The organism is Bacillus sp. JNUCC-22 (assembly GCF_018861275.1).
GTDB lineage: Bacteria > Bacillota > Bacilli > Bacillales > Bacillaceae > Bacillus > Bacillus velezensis.
Genome location: NZ_CP076408.1, coordinates 1,950,176 through 1,968,641, shown reverse-complemented (window position 1 = coordinate 1,968,641; position 18,466 = coordinate 1,950,176). Strand labels below are relative to the sequence as shown.

General features: G+C 51.3%; 2 protein-coding genes. Both read left to right on the top strand.

Annotated features, from left to right (window positions below; genetic code table 11):
* Positions 1-4: 4 nt before the first annotated feature.
* Entirely contained in the window at positions 5-7,654 is a 7,650-nt protein-coding gene (locus JNUCC22_RS09355; RefSeq protein ID WP_216062311.1) for a non-ribosomal peptide synthetase, read from the top strand.
* 25 nt (positions 7,655-7,679) lie between these two features.
* On the top strand, positions 7,680-18,455 hold the full coding sequence (locus JNUCC22_RS09350; RefSeq protein ID WP_216062310.1) for a non-ribosomal peptide synthetase: 10,776 nt from the start codon (positions 7,680-7,682) through the stop codon (positions 18,453-18,455).
* The last annotated feature ends 11 nt before the right edge of the window (positions 18,456-18,466 follow it).

The window sequence follows — 18,466 nt, the reverse complement described above, 5'->3', positions numbered from 1 at the left end:
CGCAATGGGGCAGCAACCGGAAATACAAGATATATATCCTTTATCTTTTATGCAGGAGGGCATGCTTTTTCATTCTCTGTTGGATCATGACTCAAGAGCCTACTTCGAACAAGCGGTGTTTACGATCAGCGGACAGCTTGACCGGGAACGATTCCAAAAAAGTATAGATGCTGTTTTTGAACGATACGATATTTTCCGTACGACATTTATTCATAAGAATGTGGCGAAGCCCCGCCAAGTCGTGTTGAAAAACAGGCCGAGCCGCGTTCAGTTTCATGATATTTCTCATTTGGACGAGAAGGCACAAGATAAATATGCCGACCGGTTCAGAAAAGAAGATAAAGATAAAGGCTTTGATTTGCAATCAGACCCTCTCATGAGAGTCTCCATTTTGAAAAAAGCACCTGAACGCTATGTTTGTATCTGGAGCCATCATCATATCGTCATGGACGGCTGGTGTTTCGGAATTGTCATGAAGGAATTTCTGATGATCTATCAATCTCTCGGAGACGGACGGCTCCCGTCTCTCGAGCCTGTTCAGCCATATGGAAAGTATATTAAATGGCTCATGAAGCAGGATCGTAAAGAAGCCGAGATTTTTTGGAAAACGAGACTTGCCGATCTTGAGCAATCGGCGTCTCTTCCGAAAAAATCCGCGGAACCAAATGGCGAACTTGAGCAGGCGGTTTTCACCATTTCTGAAGAGCAGACAAATGAGCTGAAGAACATTGCGGCAAGGGCGGGAGCAACGCTGAATACAGTGTTCCAGGCACTGTGGGGCATGTTGCTGCAGCGTGTCAGCCGCTGTGATGACGCCGTTTTCGGTTCTGTCGTTTCCGGCCGGCCGTCGGATCTCGCAGGCGTGGAAAAAATGGTGGGACTGTTTATTAATACGATTCCCGTGCGGGTGAAAAGCGGTTCATTTTCTTTTCTGGAGCTCGTCAGGCATTTGCAGCAGGAGACGCTGCAAGCAGAAGCGTACAGCTATTATCCGCTGTATGACATTCAAGCGCAAAGCCCTTTGAAGCAAGCGCTGTTTGACCACATTATCGTGTTTGAAAATGTGCCGGCCCAGCGTGAAATTGAAAATGTGAGTCAGTCCGGTTCATTTGATTTTGCGGTAGAAGATTTCACGATGGAGGAAGTCACAAACTACGGATGCAGCATAAAGGTGATTCCGGGAAATTCTCTTTATATCCGCTTAAACTTTGATACCGGTATATACGACAGCGTTTTTATGAAGAATATCGAAACATTTTTACGGCATATGATGAAGTCAGTCATTTCCGACCCTGAAATGAGCGCCTCCGAGATCGCATTGCTTGATGCGTGTGAAGCCAGAAATATGCTGGATGCGTTTAACCGTACAGAAACGGTTGAACCGCCGGCTCCGACGCTTCACGGACTGTTTGCCCGCCGCGCCGCGCTTTCGCCGCATCGTCCGGCGCTCCGTTTTCCGGGCGGTATGCTGACGTACGCCGAGCTCGATCAGTACACAGACAGACTCGCTGTTTGGCTCCGCCAAAAAGGCGTCCGCAAAGAAAGCATGGTCGGCGTGCTCGCTGAACGCTCGCCGGAGATGGTGGTTTCAGTGCTTGCCGTGTTAAAAGCGGGCGGCGCCTACGTGCCGCTTGACCCGGAGTATCCTGAGGACAGGCTGCTCTATATGCTCGATGACTGCGGCGCTTGTATCCTGCTTGCACAGCCGGGGTTATCCGTTTCCGGTTTTTCCGGCGAGACGCTTGAAGTGTCTCTTTCTTCTCTGACAGGCGAGACGGAGACAGGGGCTGTCTCTGAAGAAGCGGATAGCGATTCGCTCGCTTATATCATTTATACGTCCGGTTCGACGGGAACACCGAAGGGAGTGGCTGTTGAACACCGTCAGGCCGCCGCCTTTTTATCCGGCATGCAAGGGCAGTTCCCGTTGACGGAAGAGGATATTATCGTGATGAAATCATCCTTTTCTTTCGATGCTTCCATCTGGCAATTGTTTTGGTGGACGATGTCCGGCGCCTCCGTGTATCTGCTTCCTGCCGGCTGGGAGAAAGATCCTGTGCGGATGATTGAAGCGTTTGCCTCAGAAAAGGTGACGACCGCGCATTTTATTCCGGCGATGGTCAACAGCTTTTTAGACGCGCTGGAAACAGAGCCTGCGGAAACAAGAACACGCCTCGGCAGAACCTTGACACGCGTGTTTGCCGGAGGGGAAGCTCTTTCACCGCTTACGGCTGCCCGGTTTGCCGATCTTCTGCCGGAGACCGTGCTCATTCACGGCTATGGGCCGACGGAAGCGACGGTTGATGCGGCGTTTTACGTCTGTGACCGAAAACGGGACAGCGGACGGACGCGGCTTCCGATCGGAAAACCCGTTCCTGGTGCCCGTCTGTATGTATTAGATAGCGGAGGAACCATCCAGCCTGCGGGCGTGGCAGGAGAGCTGTACATCGCGGGGACAGGGGTGGCCCGGGGCTATCTGAACCGGTCCGAGCTGACGGAGGAGCGTTTTCTCGATGATCCGTTTTATCCGGGAGAGCGCATGTATCAGACGGGCGATATCGCACGCTGGACAGAAGACGGCCTAGTCGAATGGCTCGGACGTTCAGACGGACAAGTGAAAGTCCGCGGCTACCGGATTGAACCGGGAGAAATCGAAGCGGCGATCCGGCGCATCGACGGCATTCGTGAGGCGGCGGTCACCGCCCGGACCGAACACGGCGAAACCGCGCTTTACGCCTATATCGAAGGACGGGAAAGCGATGACGTGCGGGCGGAGCTTGCGACACGCCTTCCGGCCTACATGATGCCGGCTCAGTTTATAGAGATGAGCGAATGGCCGGTCACGCCGAGCGGAAAACTTGACCGCCGCGCGCTGCCGGCTCCCGACGGAGCGGCAGACAGACAGGCGTACACCGCCCCGCGGAACGTCACGGAAATGAAGCTTTGCGCCCTTTGGGAAGAGGTGCTGAAAAACGGCCCCGTCGGCATCCGGGATCACTTTTTTGAGCGGGGCGGCCATTCGTTAAAAGCGACGGCTCTCGTCTCCCGCATCGCCAAAGAGTTCGGTGTTCAGGTGCCGTTACAAGACATCTTCGCCCGGCCGACGGTGGAAGAGCTCGCTTCGGTCATTCAGGACTTGGAGGAGAGCCCGTATGAAGCGATTCAGCCTGCGCAAAAACAGGACACCTACCCGGTGTCTTCGGCGCAGAAACGGATGTATGTGCTCCAGCAGCTTGAAGACGGCGGTGTCGGCTACAATATGCCGGCTGTGCTGGAACTGACGGGCCCGCTTGACCGCATCCGGCTGGAGGAGACGTTCCGGGAGCTTGTGGAGCGGCATGAGTCGCTCAGAACGTCCTTTGAAACGGGGCCTGATGGCGAACCGGTGCAGCGCATCCATGACAGCGTGCCGTTTCAGCTGGATGAGGCCGAGTCAGCTGACGCATTCGTCCGGCCGTTTTGTCTGGAGGAAGCGCCGCTCTTCCGTGCGGCCCTCGTGAAAGAATCGGACGAACGTCATCTTTTATTAACGGATATGCATCATATTATTTCTGACGGTGTGTCCGTCAACACCTTGATAAAAGAATTCGGCGAGCTGTACGCAGGCCGTTCGCTTGCGCCGATGCGCCTTCAATATAAAGACTATGCCGTCTGGCAGCGGTCATTTCAGGAGAAAGAAGGGTATCAGAAGCAGGAAGCCTATTGGCTGAAGCGGCTTGAAGGAGAGCTTCCGGTGCTTGAGCTTCCGGCTGACAAGCCCCGTCCGGCTGTCAGAAGCTTTGCGGGCGGCAGCGTATCGTGCACGCTTGACGCTGAAACGGCATCCGGCCTTCACCGCATCGCCCGGGATCACGGCTCCACTTTGTATATGGTGCTTCTCGCCGCGTACAATACGTTACTCGCGCGATTGAGCGGGCAGGAAGACATCATCGTCGGCTCGCCGATTGCCGGGCGTCCGCACAAAGACCTTGAACCGATTCTCGGCATGTTCGTCAACACGCTCGCCATCAGAACGGAGCCGAAAGGAGGCAAACGGTTTACTGATTATTTGGCGGAAGTCCGCCAGGCCGCGCTTGAGGCGTATGAACAACAGGACTATCCGTTTGAAGAGCTGGTGGAACGGCTCGGGGTGCAGCGGGACATGAGCCGCAATCCGCTGTTTGACGTTATGTTTGTGCTCCAAAATATGGAGCGTGAATCCCTGGTGTTAAATAAGCTGCATTTGGCTCAAGCTGCGGATACAAGTCATAAAACCGCAAAGTTTGATGCCACGCTTTACGCGTCAGAAGGGTCTGACGGTTCCATCAGCTTGGATTTTGAATTCAATACAGATATCTATCAAAAACAGACAATTGAAAAATGGCTTTCTTATTTTACCCGTATTCTTACAAAAGTAATTGAAAACCAAGCGATACCGCTTGGTGACATTCACGTACTGGATGATGCTGAAACAAATCGCGTCATTTATCAGTTTAATCAGACGAAAAGCGATTACCCAAGACACGAAACCATCAGCCGTTTATTTGAGCGGCAGGCAAAAGAAACCCCCGATGCCCGGGCAGTTGTATATGATGGACAAATCTTGACATACCGTGAGCTGAACGAACGGGCTAACAGAATAGCGGCGGCTCTCCGATCAAATGGCGTCGGTTCGGAAAGCGTTGTCGCATTATTAACCGGCCGCACAACAGAGCTTGCTTCCGGAATCCTCGGAATATTAAAAGCGGGGGGCGCCTACTTGCCTATCGGTGACGATGTGCCGCGGGAACGGGCTGAATGGATGCTTAAAGACTGTAAAGCTGATATTCTTCTCCAATCTGATAAACTTGACGGTCTGCCGCTTTCAGGAAAACGTTTATTCATAGAGGATATTCAAACAAAGGCCGGCTTGAGTTCGGAAAATCCCGAACCGCTCGGCGGACCTGAATCGTTGGCCTACATGATTTATACGTCCGGATCAACAGGTGCGCCAAAAGGCGTCATGATTGAACAGCGAAGCGTGATCCGCCTTGTGAAAAACAGCAATTATATTGATTTTACGCCGGAAGATAGACTGTTGTTTACTTCATCATTAGGATTTGACGTTACGACATTTGAAATATTCGGTCCGCTTTTAAACGGCGCTTCTTTATATGTAAGTGACCAGGAAACCTATCTCGACTCTGATGTTCTGGAAACATTTATACAGCAAAACGGCATTACGACACTGTGGCTGACATCGTCTCTGTTCAACCATTTATCAGAACAAAATGAACACGTGTTTTCCGGATTATCCCGATTGATTATCGGCGGGGAAGCACTGTCCCCGAGCCATGTAAACCGGGTTCGGAATGCGCTGCCGCATCTCTCAGTATGGAATGGATACGGACCGACTGAAAACACGACGTTCTCGACTTGCTTTTTGATTGAACAATCATACGATCATTCAATCCCGATCGGGCGCCCTGTCGGAAATTCAACCGCATATATCATAAACAGCAGGGGAACACCGCAGCCGATCGGCGTCATCGGCGAATTGTGCACGGGCGGAGACGGTGTGGCAAGAGGATATTTCGGCCGCCCTGAGCTGACGGAAGAAAAATTTGTCCCCAATCCTTTTGTTCCCGGAGAACGGATGTACCGCACCGGAGATTTAGCCCGCTGGCTGCCGGACGGAACGATCGAATATGCCGGGCGGATGGATGATCAAGTGAAAATCCGCGGTTATCGGGTCGAGCTGGGAGAGATTGAAGCAACACTGAGGAGCCTGGACGGCGTGAAAGAAGCTGTCGTGTCAGTCAGAACCGGGCAGTCCGGCAATAAAGAACTGATCGCATATATGAGTCTGCAGGCGGACATGGATACAGAAAAAGTGCGTTCTTCACTGTCTAAGCAACTGCCGAATTACATGGTTCCGGCCTATATGATGGAACTTGAGAAGCTGCCGCTTACGCCGAACGGTAAATTGGATCGGAAAAATCTGCCCGAACCGGAGCTCGCGCTTCAAACCGCGTACACAGCTCCCCGCAATGAGCTTGAAGAACAGCTTTCCGTGATCTGGCAGGAAGTGCTCGGCACAAAACAAGTCGGGATTGAGGACTCATTTTTTGAATTGGGCGGCGACTCAATCAAAGCGCTGCAAGTTTCCGCACGGCTCGGACGCTATGGGTGGAAAATGACGGCGAGTGACTTATTCCGGCATCCGTCCATTAAGGAGCTCGCGCCTCTTATCCGGAAAGCGGAAAGAGTTATCGATCAGCGGCCGGTGGAAGGAAACATTCCTTGGACACCCGTTCAGCAGTGGTTTTTATCACAGCGGATGGAAAACAGAAATCATTTCAATCAGTCCGTCATGATGTTCAGCTCTGACGCATTGCATAAACAGCCGCTCAAAGAAGCCTTGGAGCATCTTGTCATTCATCATGATGCACTCCGGATCACCGTCAGTGCAGAAAACGAAAGTTTCAGACAAATCAATCACGGTATTCAAAAAGATGAACTGTACAGCTTGGACATTTGGGATCTGTCTGAGACAGATACTTGGGAAAGAGAAATAGAAACTGAAGTGGCTGCGCTCCAACAGCGGATGGATATTGAAAAAGGCCCGTTATTAAAAGCCGGCTGGTTCAAAACCCGGTCCGGGGATTATTTATTCATCACCGTACATCACCTGGCGGTTGACGGAGTGTCATGGCGTATTTTGCTGGAGGATTTATCTGCCGCTTACACTCAAGCCGTAAAAGGTCAGCCGGTCCAGCTTCCGCCAAAGACCGATTCGTTTAAGCAATACGCTGAAAGGCTTTCAGAATACGCAAAAAGCAGCAAGCTGATGCGTGAAGAAGAATATTGGCGTTTTATTGAAGAAGAAACAGCCGCCGAACTTCCTTATGAAAAACCGCAGCATCAGACTGGAGCCGACAGCATTCGGCAAACGGTAAGCTTTACGCTTACAGAAGAAGAAACGTCCGTTTTGCTTCAGCAGGTCAACCGGGCCTACCATACCGATACGCAAGATATTCTTCTGACTGCCGCAGCTTTGGCTTTACGGGACTGGACAGGGGGCGGCAGACTGCGCATCGCGATGGAAGGGCACGGGAGAGAGCACATCATGCCGGAGCTCGACATCAGCCGCACCGTAGGCTGGTTTACCTCCATGTATCCGGTGCTCATTGACTTGAACACAGCAGGCGCTGAGCTTGGAACGTCGGTAAAAACGGTCAAAGACACACTCGGAAGAATACCGGATAAAGGAATAGGCTACGGCATTTTAAAATACATGACACCGCCTGAACAAAAAACAATCCGCTTCAGACAAGCGCCTGAAATCAGCTTTAACTATTTAGGGCAATTCAATGATACAGAAGATCAGCACACGTTCAGTCTGTCCGGTCTTGCAAGCGGGCACGACATCACGCCGACATGGCAGCGGGAACAAGCGGTGGAAATGAGCGCGATGGCCGCACAAAACAAACTTCACTTCAGTTTGAGCTATCCGCCGAGCCGCTTCCGCAAAGAAACGATGGAACAGCTGCTGCAAACTTTACAGCAATATTTGCGTGATATTATGGCGCACTGCACCGGCAAAGAGGAAGCAGAAAAAACCGTTAGTGATTTTAGCAGCAAAACGTTAACATCTGATGATTTGGACAGCATAGCGAGTTTTGTCGAGGAACTGTAGAAAAAGGCGACGGGGAGATTATAACATGACAAAAAAGAATGCAATTCAGGATATTTATCCGCTGTCTTATATGCAGGAAGGAATGCTTTTTCATTCTCTCCTGCAAAAGGAATCACAGGCTTACGCCGAGCAGGCCTCCTTTTCAATAACGGGGAAGGTTAAAACCCGCGTGTTTGAAGAGAGCGTTCATGCCCTTTTCGAAAGACATGATATTTTCAGAACGATCTTTATCAGCCAGAACGTGTCAGTGCCGCAGCAGGTCGTATTAAAAGAGCGGAACGTCAGCATCATTGAGGAAAATCTCACCAATTTAAACAAGGCTGATCAAATCAAGCATATTGAAGAAGCCAAACGAAGAGACCGTAAGAAAGGATTTCATCTGCAAAAAGACATGCTGATGCGGGTGACGCTGCTTCAAACCGGTGAATGTGAATATACGTGCATATGGAGTTTCCATCACATCATTATGGATGGCTGGTGTCTCGGAATCGTGCTGAAAGAGTTCTTCCAGATATACGCCTCGCGGCTCCGCCGGACACCGTTAACGCTTGAGCCCGCTGTGCCGTACGGGACCTACATCAAGTGGCTGATGGAGCAAGATAAAGAAAAAGCCGCTTCGTACTGGGAGCGGTACCTTGAAGGCTTTGAGCAGCAGACTGTTCTGCCGAAGCAGAAAAAAGCCGGCGAAAGCAGACAAGAGGAAGTGACGTTTTCCTTTTCAAAAGAGGACACGGCTAAGCTGAAAGAGCTGGCCGTAAAAGAAGAGGTCACGCTGAGCACCATTTTCCACACGCTCTGGGGCATTTTGCTTCAGGCGTATAACCAGACAGAAGATGCGGTTTTTGGTTCTGTCATTTCCGGAAGGCCGTCTGAAATCGAAGGCATCGAGCGAATGATCGGCCTGTTTATTAATACCGTGCCTGTCCGGATCAGCGGGGCAAACATCCCGTTTCAAAAGCTGATCAAAAATGTGCAAAAGGATGCTTTGAAAGGACAGGCATACAGCTATCATCCGCTTTATGACATACAGGCGAATTCACAGGTAAAACAAGGCTTAATTGACCACATTCTCGTCTTTGAGAATTATCCGGTTGAACAGGAGCTTGATGTGCTGAACAGCAAGGGGGACACGAAAGACCTTTTTCACATCCATGATTTCAGCATGGAAGACGAAACCAATTACAGTTTTTATCTTATGGTGGCGCCGGGTGACGAAATTCATTTGAAAATGAGATACGATTCAAGCATGTATGACCGCCAATTTATTGAAAATATCAAAGGCCATTTAGCACACATCGTCTCCCAGGTTCTCGACAAACCGGACATCACGCCGGACAAGCTTGAAATCATCACCCCGGAGGAAAAAGCGCAGCTGCTTGCACCGATTTCTGAAGAGACCGAAAAGCCTGTATATGACACGGTTCATGCAATGTTTGAACGGCAGGCCGCAAAAACACCGGATCAAATCGCGATTCGGTATGAAGGCGAGTCAGTGACGTACAAAGAGCTGAACGAATCGGCTAATAAGCTGGCCCGCCTGCTGCAAAAGCGCGGATTAAAGCGGGAGGAACCGGTAGGCGTCATGCTCGGCCGTTCCCCTTCTTTAGCGGCGGCTGTTCTCGGTATTTTAAAAGCGGGCGGCGCCTTTGTCCCGATTGATCCGGGCAGTCCAAAGGAGCGTATCCGATATGTCATTGAAAACAGCGGCTGCGTCCATGTTGTAACAGAGCGGCATCAGTCAGTCCCCGCGGAACAAGCGCTGCAAGTTACATACATAGAAGAGGCCGGGACGGAAGCGGACGGAAGCAATGTGCAATCCATTAATACGGCGGACGACCTTCTTTATATGATTTATACATCGGGAACGACAGGGAAACCGAAGGGTGTGCTGCTCGAACATAAAAATATGGCCAACCTGCTTTCTCACCAATTGACGAACACAGACATTGATTTTTGCACAAATGTGCTGCAGTACGCATCTGTGGCGTTTGACGTCTGCTATCAGGAGTTATTTTCAGTACTCTTGAGCGGCGGCACCCTTTGTATCGTGCCCGAATCAATCAAACGGGACGTTTCTCAGCTGTTTTCGTTTATTGATCAGCACAACACGGAAGTTGTGTTTTTCCCGACTGCGTTTGTCAAAATGCTTTTCAATGAAGAAGGTTATGCACAGTCTTTTCCCCGCTGTGTGAAGCATGTCATTACGGCCGGGGAGCAGCTGACCGTTTCGCGTTTGTTCAGGCAGACGCTCCGTTTACACGGTATGCATCTGCATAATCATTACGGCCCGTCAGAAACTCATGTGGTTTCAACCTATACGATTTCTGCGGGAGATGACATACCTGAACATCCGCCGATCGGGAAACCGATCCATCATAACAAGATGTATATTCTCAGCAAAAACAGGCAGCTTCAGCCTCTCGGAATTGCGGGAGAATTGTATATTTCCGGGGCGAATACAGGAAGAGGCTATGTGAACAATCCGGCGCTGACCGAAGAGAAATTTTTGCCGGATCCGTTCAGAACGGACGCCGTCATGTACCGGACCGGAGATTTGGCAAGACTGCGTGCGGACGGCCAAATTGAATACATCGGCCGGACAGATGATCAAGTGAAGATCAGAGGGTACCGGATTGAACCGAAGGAAATTGAAACCGTCCTGGCAAATCATCATGCCGTGAAAGAAGCTGCCGTTCTGATTCAAACGAATGAGTCGGGCGAAAATGAATTATGCGCCTACTGCAGCGTCTCACAAGCGACTGATCCTTCTCAGTTGCGAAGAGATTTGGCGAAAGAGCTGCCTGATTATATGATTCCGGTCAAATGGGCTTTTGTTGACTCAATTCCGCTCACTGCGAACGGAAAAGTCGATCAGCGGGCCCTTCCGGAAGCTTCGGCGTACGCCGCAGGCCGTCAATATACAGCTCCCCGGAATGTGACGGAGCTGAAGCTTACCCGCATATGGGAAGAAGTGCTTCAAAGCGGACCGATCGGCGTTCACGATCACTTTTTCGAGCTTGGCGGCCATTCATTAAAGGCGACGGCACTCGTTGCAAAAATAGCTAAAGAGTGCAGTGTGCAAATCCCGCTGAGCGATGTCTTCAGCCATCCGACTGTAGAAGAACTCGCCAAAATCATCAGTGAAGCAGAAGAGAACCCGTTCGCATCCATAGAAAAGACAGAAATGAAAGAAACATATCCTGTCTCATCCGCCCAAAAACGGATGTACGTCCTTCACCAGCTTGAAAATGGCGGTGTCAGCTATAACATTCCAGCCGTTTTAGAGGTGAAGGGGCCGTTTGACCGAGACAGGATGGAAGCCGTGTTCAAGGAACTGATCCGGCGGCATGAACCGCTCAGAACGTCCTTTGAAGAAAAAAACGGCCTGCCTGTGCAGAGGATTCATGACGACGTGCCGTTTGCATTTACAAAAGAACAATCAGCCGAAGCGTTTATCCGGCCGTTCGATCTCGGCAAAGCGCCCCTTTTCCGGGCGGGATTTATCCAAATAGAAAAAGACCGGCATCTGCTTTTAGCTGACATGCATCATATTATTTCAGACGGCGTATCCGTCAATCTTTTGATACGTGAATTCAGTGAGCTGTATGCTGAGAGAAGTCTGCCGCCGTTACGGATTCAATACAAAGATTATGCCGTCTGGCAGCAATCATTTATGGCGGGCGCCGCATATCGGAAACAAGAGGAGTACTGGCTGAACCGGCTTGCCGGTGAGATTCCCGTGCTTGAATTGCCGGCTGATAAGCCGCGTCCCCCGGTGCGGAGCTTTTCCGGTGACCGGGTGTCATTTGTCATCAATGAAAAACATACAGCACAGTTGAAAAAGCTGGCGAAAGAAAACAAATGCACACTGTATATGACGCTGCTCGGTGTGTACACAGTTCTGTTAGCCCGTTTAAGCGGACAGGAAGATATGATCGTCGGGTCTCCGATTGCAGGAAGGCCACATGCCGACCTTGACGCCGTTCTGGGCATGTTTGTCAATACGCTTGCTTTCAGGACGCGTCCCGACGGAAGCATGACATTCAAAGAATATTTAAAGGAAATTCGCCAAACAGCGCTTGAGGCTTACGAACATCAGGATTACCCGTTAGAAGAGCTCGTCGATAAGCTCGGTGTGCCGCGGGACATGTCCCGAAATCCGCTGTTTGACACAACATTTGCGCTGCAAAATATGGAACAGCAGAAGCTTAGGGCAGCCGGACTTGAACTGCAGCCGGCAGACGTCAGCCTGCCGATTTCTAAATTTGACTTATCACTGTACATCTCTGAAAACGCCGGTGAATTGTACTGCCAGTTTGAATACAGCACCGATTTGTTTGAGAGAAAAACGATTCAAAAATGGGCGGGATTTTTTACGACACTTGCCGAAAACGCCGCGGCTGATCCGGGCTTGGAATTAGACGATATTTCTGTTTTGACAGAAAAAGAAGAAGTGTCTCTGCTTCAAGATTTCAGCCCCTTTCAGAAAACAGCGTTTCCGCTTCATCAGTCTCTTCATGATCTGCTGGAACAGCAGGCGGAAAAAACGCCGGACCGTCCGGCAATTTTAACTGATGACATTTCGATTACGTATCAGGAACTGAACGAAAGGGCAAACGAGCTTGCGCACCAGCTGATCAAGCGCGGGATAAGGCTGGAGGATAAAACTGCCATTATGGGCCGGCGTTCTCCTGACATGATGATCGGCATTTACGCTGTCTTAAAAGCAGGCGGTGCATATCTGCCGATTGATCCGGATTACCCGGAAGAGCGGATTCGCTTTTTACTGAAAGACAGCGGCGTGAAATTCTTACTGGCAGAACCAGAACTTTTCGCACCAGATCTTTTTGAGGGAGAAACGATCTCTCTGAAAAGCGGACAAACAGGAAACCTTGAAGCTGCGGCCAACCCTAACGTTCCGGTAAAACCTGATTCATTGGCTTATATCATCTATACATCCGGTTCTACGGGACGCCCAAAAGGCGTGCAGGTTGAACATCGGTCAGCCGTAAACTTTTTATACTCACTGCAAACGCGTTATGGATTAAGTGATTCTGACATCATTTTGCATAAAACATCATACTCTTTTGACGCTTCGATTTGGGAGCTGTTTTGGTGGCCGATCGCGGGAGCTTCTGTTTTCCTCCTTCCGCAAGGCGGCGAGAAAGACCCTGAAATGATACTGAACGCATTGGAGAATAACCGCATAACGGCGGCTCATTTTGTGCCATCCATGCTTCATGCTTTCTTGGAATATATAAATTCCAGAAAACAGCCGATCAAAAAAACCTGCTTAAAAAGGGTTTTTGCCGGCGGCGAACAATTGGGCCCGCACCTGGTTTCCCGTTTTTATGACCTTCTGCCGGGAACGGAATTGACAAATTCCTACGGTCCGACGGAAGCGACAGTAGAAGCGGCGTACTTTGATTTGCCGCAAGGAAAAGAATTTCACAATGTTCCGATCGGCATTTCCGGGCATAACATGCGGCTGTATCTTTTAAATCAAAAGAAACGGCTTCTGCCGCCGGGCTGTATCGGAGAGCTGTACATCGCGGGGACAGGGGTGGCCCGGGGCTATCTGAACCGGCCCGAGCTGACGGAGGAGCGTTTTCTCGATGATCCGTTTTATCCGGGAGAGCGCATGTATCAGACGGGCGATATCGCACGCTGGACAGAAGAGGGCCTAGTCGAATGGCTCGGACGTTCAGACGGACAGGTGAAAGTCCGCGGCTACCGGATTGAACCGGGAGAGATCGAAGCGGCGATCCGGCGCATCGACGGCATTCGTGAGGCGGCGGTCACCGCCCGGACCGAACACGGCGAAACCGCGCTTTACGCCTATATCGAAGGACGGGAAAGCGATGACGTGCGGGCGGAGCTTGCGACACGCCTTCCGGTCTACATGATGCCGGCTCAGTTTATAGAGATGAGCGAATGGCCGGTCACACCGAGCGGAAAGCTTGACCGCCGCGCGCTGCCGGCTCCCGGCGGAGCGGCAGACAGACAGGCGTACACCGCCCCGCGGAACGTCACGGAAATGAAGCTTTGCGCCCTTTGGGAAGAGGTGCTGAAAAACGGCCCCGTCGGCATCCGGGATCACTTTTTTGAGCGGGGCGGCCATTCGTTAAAAGCGACGGCTCTCGTCTCCCGCATCGCCAAAGAGTTCGGTGTTCAGGTGCCGTTACAGGACATCTTCGCCCGGCCGACGGTGGAAGAGCTCGCTTCGGTCATTCAGGATTTGGAAGAGAGCCCGTATGAAGCGATTCAGCCTGCGAAAAAACAGGACACCTATCCGGTGTCTTCGGCGCAGAAACGGATGTATGTGCTCCAGCAGCTTGAAGACGGCGGTGTCGGCTACAATATGCCGGCTGTGCTGGAACTGACGGGCCCGCTTGACCGCATCCGGCTGGAGGAGACGTTCCGGGAGCTTGTGGAGCGGCACGAGTCGCTTAGAACGTCCTTTGAAACGGGGCCTGACGGCGAACCGGTGCAGCGCATCCATGACAGCGTACCGTTTCAGCTGGATGAGGCCGAGTCAGCTGACGCATTCGTCCGGCCGTTTTGTCTGGAGGAAGCGCCGCTCTTCCGTGCGGCTCTCGTGAAAGAATCAGACGAACGCCATCTATTATTAACGGATATGCATCATATTATTTCTGACGGTGTGTCCGTCAACACCTTGATTAAAGAATTCGGCGAGCTGTACGCAGGCCGTTCGCTTGCGCCGATGCGCCTTCAATATAAAGACTATGCCGTCTGGCAGCGGTCATTTCAGGAGAAAGAAGAGTACCAGAAGCAGGAAGCCTATTGGCTGAAGCGGCTTGAAGGAGAGCTTCCGGTGCTTGAGCTTCCGGCTGACAAGCCCCGTCCGGCTGTCAGAAGCTTTGCGGGCGGCAGCGTATCGTGCACGCTTGACGCTGAAACGGCATCCGGCCTTCACCGCATCGCCCGGGATTACGGCTCCACTTTGTATATGGTGCTTCTCGCCGCGTACAATACGTTACTCGCGAGATTGAGCGGGCAGGAAGACATCATCGTCGGCTCGCCGATTGCCGGGCGTCCGCACAAAGACCTTGAACCGATTCTCGGCATGTTCGTCAACACGCTCGCCATCAGAACGGAGCCGAAAGGAGGCAAACGGTTTACTGATTATTTGGCGGAAGTCCGCCAGGCCGCGCTTGAAGCGTATGAGCATCAGGACTACCCGTTTGAAGAGCTGGTGGAACGGCTCGGGGTGCAGCGGGACACAAGCCGCAATCCGCTGTTTGACGCCATGCTTGTCGTCCAGAATATAGAGCATGAGGAACTGCTGTTGGACGGTTTGCATATTCAGAATGCGGACGTGTCCCGTCCGGTTTCCAAATTTGATGTCACTCTGCAGGCTTCTGAAGGCGGGGGACAGATTCATTTTCTGTTTGAATATGCGGCGTCTTTATTCCGGAAAGAAACGATGCAGCGCTGGGCTTCCCACTTTATGACGATGCTTGAACACATTGTCCGTGAACCGGAAACTTCTTTACAAGCGATCAGCATGCTGACTGCTCCGGAACGGAACCGGATTCTTTCGGACTTTAACGGCATGACGGATCAACAGCTGCCTGAAAAAACAGTTCATGAACTGTTCATCACCCAGGCGCGAAAAACACCTGATGCCGCGGCCCTTATCAGCGGGGAAACATTGATCACATACAAAGAATTAGATGACTGGTCGAATAAAATCGCCAGAGCCCTGCAAAAACGGCAGATCGGACCTGATGCAGCCGTCGGCATTGTGATACCAAGATCGCCGGAACAAGTAGCGGCAGTCTTCGGGGTTTGGAAAGCCGGAGGAGCCTACGTCCCGATAGATCCTGAATATCCGGAGGAACGCAAGCAATATATCATCTCAGACAGCGGCACAGCGCTTCTCCTTACCGCACACGGTGCGATAGAACAAGTGCCTGATCGTTTTAACGGTGAAGTGCTCGCACTGGAGGATATCCAAGAACAGGATGCTTCGCCGGTCCAGTCATTATCAGCACCGGAAGATTTGGCTTACATCATTTATACATCGGGAACGACAGGCAGGCCGAAAGGGGTTATGGTCGAACATCGATCCGTCAGCCAAACCCTTCAATGGCGAAGCGGATTTTATGATCTGAATGAGAAAGATACGATTCTTCAGCTCTTTTCATTTTCATTTGACGGGTTTGTAACAAGCATGTTCACACCGCTGATTTCCGGTGCGAAAGCGGCCGTTTTAGCCGAAGATGAAGCAAGAGATATTCTTGCTATTAAACACTATCTTGCATCTTACCGCATCACTCACATGATCATTGTTCCCGTACTGTACCGTACACTGCTTGACGTACTGGAGCCGGGGGATGCAGAGTCTCTCAGAATTGTCACATTAGCCGGAGAAGCCGTCGACCAAAACATTATCAGCCGCAGTTTATCAGTTTGTCCACACACGGAGCTTGCCAATGAGTACGGCCCGACGGAAAACAGCGTCGCCACTACAGCGGCAAGACATATAGAACAAAGTGAGAACATCACGATCGGCCGTCCGATTGAGCATTCACACGTTTATATTTTAAACGGAGATCATCCGCAGCCGATCGGTGTAACGGGAGAACTTTGCATTTCGGGTTCCGGCCTTGCAAGAGGGTACCGCAATCTTCCTAAGCAAACGGCCCGAGCCTTTGTCCAAGACCCGTTCCAGAAGAACCGGCGCATGTACCGCACGGGCGACCTGGCAAAATGGCTGCCGGACGGCACGCTGCAATATATCGGCCGAATGGACGAGCAAGTCAAAATCAGAGGCTACCGGGTGGAACTGAAAGAAATTGAATCCGCCTTAACAGGCATAAAAGGTGTCAAAGAAGCAGCCGTCACCGCTCTGCCCGCATCAGCAGGCCAAACGGAACTATGCGCTTATATCGTGACAGAAGAAGGAACAGAAAGTGAAACCGTGCAGCAGGCGCTCAGAAATGAAATGCCCGCTTATATGGTGCCGGCGTTCTTTGAAACACTTGAAGCCCTGCCTGTCACACCGAACGGGAAGCTTGACCGCCGCGCGCTTCCTGAGCCGCGGAAAAAAGCGCACACCGGACGGGCATTTACCGAGCCTGAAAGCGACATGGAAAAAGAGCTTTCCGCGATTTGGAGCGAAGTGCTCGGAACTGAAAACATTGCCGCGGATCAATCATTTTTTGAACTGGGCGGCGATTCCATCAAAGCCCTGCAAGTATCAGCCCGATTACATCAGGCAGGAAAACAGATCGCCGTAAAAGATATTTTCAGCCGGCCGACAATTAGGGAGCTGGCGCCTTATGTCCGTACAGAGCGGCAGCCGGTCAGCCAAGCTCCTGCAGAAGGAGAAGTGAAGTGGTCGCCGATTCACAAATGGTTCTTCACACAAGACATGAAGGAAGCAAATCATTTTAACCAGTCCGTCATGCTGACGAGAGCAAATTCAATAGATGAAGGGGCTCTGAGGAAAACGTTAAAAGCCATTACCGTACATCATGATGCCTTGCGCCTTGTCTGCATAAAAGACGAAGAGAAAGGTCTTCTCCTCTTCAACAGACCGGCTGACCTCGCAGATGAGCAGCTTTACAGCCTGACCATATTAGAAATGGAAGGCGATGAGCATGAGAAGGAACGTTTTGTAAAACGCCGCGTCGCAGAGCTTCAGAGAAACATGGATTTAGAGAACGGGCCGCTGGTACAGGCGGGGCTGTTCCGCTCTGAAGCAGAAGATTACTTGTTTCTGACGGTCCATCATCTCGCTGTCGACGGGATATCATGGCGGATTTTATTGGAAGACTTGGCTTCTGCTTATGAACAGGCCATCTCTGGACAGGAAATCAAACTCCCTCAGAAAACCATGTCATTCAAAACATATACGGAGCAGCTGGCCGATTATGCCGAAAGTAAACAGCTTCTTCAGCAGGCGGAGTATTGGCGGGAGATTGAACACTATGAAACAGAAAGTCTTCCTTACGAACAGGCAGATTTATCTCAAACTCCTGCAAAAAAACGGAACACGGTATCCTTCACTCTGACAGAAAGTGAAACGGACGCCCTGTTGAAAGATGTGCACAGCGCCTACAATACGGATACGCAAGATGTGCTTTTGGCTTCCGCCGTGCTTGCCATTCAAAAGTGGTCGCCGCGGCACGCTTTGAAAATCGCCCTTGAAGGGCACGGACGCCAATCGGAGCAGGCAGGTGCGGACATCAGCAGGACAGTGGGGTGGTTCACTTCCATTTACCCGGTGCTTTTCCGGAGCGGAGCTTATGAACCTCTTGAAGAATATGAAATTCGCACATTGAAAACCGTCAAAGACACATTGCGGCGCATTCCGGATAAAGGGAACGGATACGGCGTCCTCAAATATTTAACACCGCCGAAGCTTGCCGGAATGACTTTCGGGAAAGCACCGGAGATCAGCTTTAATTATCTCGGACAATTCGATGCGCCCGGCGGGAACCCGGCAGAAACGGAACAGCCTGACGCGTTTCAGTTTTCTCCTTTGGGAGGCGGAGATGATGTGACAGATACATGGAAACGGGAGCAGTCACTTGAAATCAGCGCGATTGCGGCAAAAGGCCGGATGACCGTCAGCATTTCCTATGAAACGGAGCGCTTCCGGCAAGATACGATCGAACGGCTGTCCGAAAGCTGCCGGTATTATCTCCTGAAACTGTCGGAACACTGCCTCAGCAAAACCGATACGGAGAAGACCGTCAGTGACTTTGATGATCGGGAGCTGACTGAGGAAGCCTTGCAGGATATTGCCGACTTACTCAGCTTCCACTAAAATCGAGCGGG

What these genes read in the sequence shown, in the direction of transcription:
- JNUCC22_RS09355 (WP_216062311.1), top strand. Translation starts at nt 5, where the DNA reads ATGGGGCAGCAACCGGAAATACAAGATATATATCCTTTATCTTTTATG.
- JNUCC22_RS09350 (WP_216062310.1), top strand. Translation starts at nt 7,680, where the DNA reads ATGACAAAAAAGAATGCAATTCAGGATATTTATCCGCTGTCTTATATG.